Raw genomic sequence first — 6,000 nt, 5'->3', positions numbered from 1 at the left:
AGGATCGTCGGGGCAATCATCCTGCCATCAGGGCTCGGTCGCCCGTGTGCGGGGCTCTGACCGTAACCGGTCGAAGATCGCTTACGGGACAACCCTTAGGCAAGTCAGTTGTCGGGATCGATGTTGTCGGATCGGTCGTCGACCCCATTCCCCCGCATCTGCTGATCAACCGATGGACTGCGGCGGACACCACCCACTCGGCCATTGGCGGAAACACGTTCAGTACGGTCTTCCGGCCCACCGCACTCACGATGGCGACGCTGGCGTCAGGACCGAATGCTCAACGAGGCATTCGAGGTCGACGACCCACTTCACCTGATGCGCCTGTCCGGCATCAGGGCCCAGACCGCGATGCGGTACATCACCGGTGCCCAACCCGAACGCACCGCGAAGCTGCCACGGCAGGCACGGCCGGACCGGGGGTTTGGGTCGAGGCTGCCGCACGAGCTCGTGGAATAGGATGCCATCGGCCGCAAGACCAAGCGGCAGAGGCTCAACCTCGGCATGCCCCAGGCCGATCTGGGAGCGGCGGTCGGCAAGAAGCAGGACTGGGGGGCCAAGGTCAAGGCGGGAACGACCGAGCTCGACAGCGCCGGACTGATCAACCAGATCGCCGCCGCACCGCACTGCCACCTGAACGCCTGCTGCAGCGGCCGTACGTCGAAAGCACCGACGAGAACCAATGCAGCCTGCAGCCGTGTCCATCGTCACAGCTGGACGCGATGCCCCGCCCTTCACATCGGCCCCGCTCGGCGGCTCCGGCTTGAGGAAACGCAACAACCTGACCGACTGGATCACCGAAAGGACCGCCACCGGTACCGTGAATCTGGCGAGGAGCTGAGACGTCGCGGACAAGTCACCCGACCGAGGGACCATGCAGTGACCCCTCCGGGCAGCAGCACCACCGCTGCCGGGGCGCGCTCAGCCGTGCGGTGCGGCTATGCGTCGTGCTCCTGCTCGTGATGCACGTGCCTTTCGGGTTGGTGGGGTAGGGCGTCCGGTCGCACCGCGTCCACCGAATCCGACTCGGGTGGGGCTTCACCGCTTGTACGTTCGAATGTCATGAGTGGTTAACTGGAACGCGAAGCGGGCCGTGCCGACGATTTCCACCGGCGAACCGTGTGCGGGATTCGTTACACTCTCCAGCTTCCGAGCGCTGGAGGACGCAGTGAGTGAACGCCCTGTCCACACGGTTGAGGTGCCCCTCCGTGACGGTGACGAAGAGATAATACGGGTGCAGATCCGTGAAGTGGACGAATCCTTAGTGCGGGTGGGGCGCGGTGGCCGTTCCGTGGCGCGAGCCCAGAGATCGTTCGGCGAGATGCTGGACACCGTACGGCCCGTCGCGGAGAGCTTCGTCGGACGGTTCCGGGGACTGGCCAACGCGCCTGATGAGATCACTCTGGAGTTCGGGGTGTCGCTGTCGGCCGAGGCCGATGTGGTCATCGCGAGCACCGCCACTGCGGCGAACTTTTCTGTGACCCTCACATGGAATAGGAGAGACGATCCTGAGACAACGGTCAATAATTTGTGAGAAGTTGAGCCGGTGGGGATTGTTGGGCCGTGGTGAAACGGAGGCGATGTGACGGGGGTGGAGCCGGAGCCGCAGGAGCCTGACGAGGCGCTGGTCTCGTCGGTTGTCCGGATCAAGGGACAGAGCGGTGAGCCTGTGGGCACGGGCTTCCTCCTGGCACCGGATGTGGTGCTGACATGCGCCCATGTGGTGGCGTACGCCTCGGGGGAGGAACACGGCACGGCGAAGGTTGCGGCCGGGACCCCAGTCACGCTGGACATGCCGCTGGACGCGGACCTGGCGGGGCGGTCTTGGACCGCCGAGGTCGAGCACTGCGTCGAGGAAAAGGACGACCGCACCGGGGACGTAGCGGTCCTGCGCGTACGGGGCGCCATACCGGGCGGCCGTCCGCTGGCCCTGGCCGAGCCCGCGACCGCCTGGGACAAGAGAGTCGGCATCGTCGGATTCACGGGACCACGCCCGGGTGGATACTGGTACTGGGGAGTCCTCGGCGGGCCGACGGAGGAGGGCTGGCGACAGCTTTCCCGGACCGATGACACCAGGCCCTACATCGAGGAAGGCTTCAGCGGCAGCCCAGTCTGGGATTCCCACAGCCGTGCGGTCGTGGGCCTCGTTGCGGTGACTCAGCGGGGTGCCAACGAGGCCCAGCAGACGTTCGTGATCCGCGCGAGCACAGTACTGAGGCTCATCCCCGAACTCGAGAAAATCGTGGAGCCACCGTCGCCCTTCCGGAGCCTAAAAACCTTTCAAGAATCGGACGCGGACGTCTACTTCGGCCGTGAACTTGACAAGACGAAGGTGACCAGAGCCCTGCTGGGCGGGCGTCCGAGCGTCAGCCTGTTTGGGCCGTCGGGCTCGGGCAAGTCGTCGCTCGCGCTGGCCGGCGTGGTGCCCAAAATGCGCGAGAAAGGGTACGACGTCCTGGTGGTGGATGCCGGACCAGTCTCCTCGCCGCTTGCTGCGCTCGCCACCGAGCTGTACGAGGCCTACAGCACTGGGCGGCATGGGGCGCGGAACGCCGGTGACGTACAGCAGTGGCTCACAGAGCTGGGGCTCGTGGACACCCTCCATCGCCTGCGTGGGAAGCCGGGCGGCAAGCTCCTCGTCGTACTCGACCAGGCCGAAGCACTGCTCGCCGGCAAGGACACCGAGGTCGCCCAGGTGGTCGATGTACTCTTCCCGGAGAACCGACCGGTCGGCGCGCCCAGCGTCCTGGTCACACTCCGGGCCGACCTCATAGACGCCGCCCTCAGACACCCGAGCCTCGGTCCCGCGCTGCAGCGCGGAGACACCCTGCCGCTGACGCCGATGTCCCGCAAGCAGCTCACGGATGTGATCACCAAGCCGCTGCACGACCTCCCGGGCGTCGCCGTGACCTACGAACCAGGACTCGTCGAACGGATCCTGGACGACGCCGGCAGCGAAGCGGGGACATTGCCGCTCCTCGGCTTCGTTCTGGAAAAGCTGTGGAAGGGCAAGGAGGGCGGCCAGCTCCGGACGGCGACGTACGAGGAGGCCGGCGGTGTCTCCGGCGCGCTGGCAGGCCATGCCACGCAAGCCTGGAACGAGTGCGTCACAGACGAGGAGAAACAGAAGGACGGCGAGGCGAGTCGGCTGCTCACCGGGCTCGTCCGGGTGCTGCCCGGCAGCCCTCATCCGCTGCGCCGCAGGCTCACCCGGCAGGAGGCGGGCGCCAAGCGATGGGACATCGCGATCCGGCTCGCCAGCTCCGAGCGCCGACTGCTCGTTGTCCACGGCGGACAGGGAGAGCCGAAGTCCGTCGAACTGGCCCATGAAGCGCTGGTCACCGAGTGGCCGGCCCTGCAGGAGCAGGTGCGATCCGACAGCGAGTTCCTGGCGGCACGGTGGGAACTCGCCCATGAGCGTGAGCGGTGGGCCGACGGGGACAAGGCGGCAGGGCTGTTACCCGGAGGGCTCCAACTCGCCGGTCTGGAACAACACGTGAAAGACCGAGAGCACGAACTCGACCCAGACGAACGGGACTTCCTCGAACTCACGCGACAGCGCCACCGCGCGCGACGGAACCGGCTTCGCGCCGCGTGGATCGCGACCGCCATGGTGCTCGCGGTGATCGCCGGACTCGGTACGTTCCTCGTCTACCAGGGGCAGGTCAGCGAACGGCGGGACGCGGAGGCACGTTCCCGGGCGATGGCCGTCCTCGCAAGCCAGTTGGACAGGAGTGACCCGGGACAAGCCGCACTCGTCGCCGTGGCGGCGTACGAGATCGCGCCGACGCAGGAGGCCCGCAACGCCGTGCTGCGCGGATACGACCGGTTCAAGCGGGCCGACTGGGTGCTCAGCGGCTCTGAGGGGAAGATTCTCGATACGGCGATGAGCACCGACGGTACCGTGACGCTGGCCACGACCCAGCTCGGGCGTGCGTCACTGTTCGTCCGCAGAGCCGGGAAGAGCGTCATGAGTACGCGGCTTCGTCTCAATGAGATGGCCTTTCGCCCCATGGTCAGCAGGGACGGGCGGCGTATCGCCTATACATCGGGAGCAGGCGCGCTGGTATGGCACGACCTCGATCCGGAGGCGGACAGTACGACGGAACTGCTGGGGCCGGCACACACGATCCGCAGCGGCGAGTTCAGGGACAAGGCTGAGGAACAGGGGTACAGCAGCGATCAGGTCCACACCGCGGATTTCTCCCCGGACGCCCGGCGAGTGGTCACGGTGGCCAGCGACGGACGCCTGCGGGTGTGGGATCTGCAGACGGGACTGCATGAGGGTCTTCCCTCGGGGCTGCCCGCGTTCGAGGCCGTGTGGTTCGGCCCCGACCGCGACACGCTCGTGGCTCAGCGGCGCAAAGCCGACAAGTATGCGTTCGTGACGGTGAACACCGGTACCGGCAGGATCCGCGAGCTGGCGACCGGCACGGGGACCTTCAGTCCCACCCCCGACTTCTACAGCGCCCCCGCAGCCAGCCTCTCGGGCGACGGCGGGGTCCTGGCCTGGTGCCGGATGGAGCCTAGCAAAGACGGCTTCAGCAACAACGCTGTATACCGTTTCGTACGCGTGCGTGACGGACGGGTGCTGAACCGCTACAGCAGCGATTCGGTCAGCTGCGACGGCGTCTCTATGAACGAGTCGGGGCAGCGTTTCGCGGTATACGGCAGCGACTGGGTGCTCGGTGACAATCGACAAGGCGAGGGAGAGAGGAAGGCGATGGGGTCGAAGCCGGCCAATTTCGGCAACCGGCTTCTCGGGGATTCAGCCCACCCCGTAGTCACCACCTGGGACGAGACGACGGTGACGGGGCTGTCCCTGCAACCGATCAGCGGCAGTGAGTACAACATGGTCGCCAGCAACCCGGTGCTGATCGACGAAGGCCGTGTTCAGGTGGCCCAGGTGACCCAGACCAGGGGCTCCTCCGGCCTCACCGCTGAAAAGCTCGTGCTCTACGACGTGGTAACCGACGAGGTGACGACCGAGGTGAAGCGGCCCACGACGGATGCGCCTGAAAACCCCAGTCCCGCCAACGTGCTGGCGGTGAACGAGGCTGAGACTCTGGTAGCCGACGTGGTGGGACGCAACAAGATCCTTATCCGGAGCCTTCCGTCCCTGCGCGAGGTTGCGGAGATCACTACGCTCACGCCCCCTGTCCGTAAGGATGGGGAGGCGGAGCCGCTGTCGCTCTTCTTCGCGAGAGAAAACGAACTGGTCACGCAGTCCGGCAGCCAGATCGAGCGATGGAACGCCAGGGAGGGTCGACGGCTCTCAGAACCGGTGGACGCGCGTGGCCTCGGGCTTGCCAGAGAGAACCCACCGCTGTACACCTCGGCGGAGAAGCCCCTTGACTCCGGCTTCGCAGTGGACAGGCGCCCCGAGCCGGGATACGTACAGATCATGGTCCGGGGTTACCCGACACTGCACGCCATCGATCTGCGCACAGGCAAGGAGGACAAGGCGCTGAGTGCCAGCCTCGCGTCGGACAACGACCGCGCGTTTCTCGACAGCAGAGGGCGATATGCGGCCGTGAAAACGAAGGGGTCCATGCTGGAGCTGTGGTCGGTGAGGCCGGGGCAGGAGGCCCACAGAGTGGTGGGTCCGCTAGGGCCAGTGGGAGCGAACGACGTGTCCTGGGGGGATGGGTTCCGGCTCGGCTTCACCGGGCACGGGACCGAGTTCTTCGTGGCCAACGGGAACTCCGTGCGTTTCCAGCGGGCGGACGACCCCAGCCACTTCGACTCTTACGACTTCGCGGAGGACCAGCATTTCGTCGCCGCTAGCAGGGGCGGCAAGGCTTTGGTCCGGGTCGTCGACGGCCGCGGGGACCTGATCCGCCTCGATCCCAACCTGTGGAGACGTCATCTGTGCGACGTCGTCGACCGTGAGCTCACTCAGGACGAACGCCGTGGGATGCCCGGCGGACTCCCGGACCGGATCTGCCCCTGAATACGGGCAACCAATGGGCACTCGGTAAGGGGGGAACCCCTTGGATG

At 66.5% G+C, this 6,000-nt stretch carries 2 protein-coding genes; both read left to right on the top strand.

Annotated features, from left to right (window positions below; all coding sequences use genetic code 11):
• The first annotated feature begins 1,066 nt into the window (after positions 1 to 1,066).
• Positions 1,067 to 1,534, top strand: coding sequence for a CU044_2847 family protein (locus tag M1203_RS35765; RefSeq protein ID WP_308404955.1), 468 nt, complete (start codon positions 1,067 to 1,069; stop codon positions 1,532 to 1,534).
• A 48-nt stretch (positions 1,535 to 1,582) separates the two neighbouring features.
• Positions 1,583 to 5,953: a trypsin-like peptidase domain-containing protein gene (locus M1203_RS35760; protein ID WP_308404954.1), complete on the top strand. Its 4,371-nt coding sequence runs from the start codon at positions 1,583 to 1,585 to the stop codon at positions 5,951 to 5,953.
• The last annotated feature ends 47 nt before the right edge of the window (positions 5,954 to 6,000 follow it).

The organism is Streptomyces sp. 35G-GA-8 (genome assembly GCF_023534745.1).
In the GTDB taxonomy this organism is placed as follows: domain Bacteria; phylum Actinomycetota; class Actinomycetes; order Streptomycetales; family Streptomycetaceae; genus Streptomyces.
The sequence above is the reverse complement of the archived record's forward strand: the minus strand, read 5'-3'. Positions and strand labels throughout refer to the sequence as shown.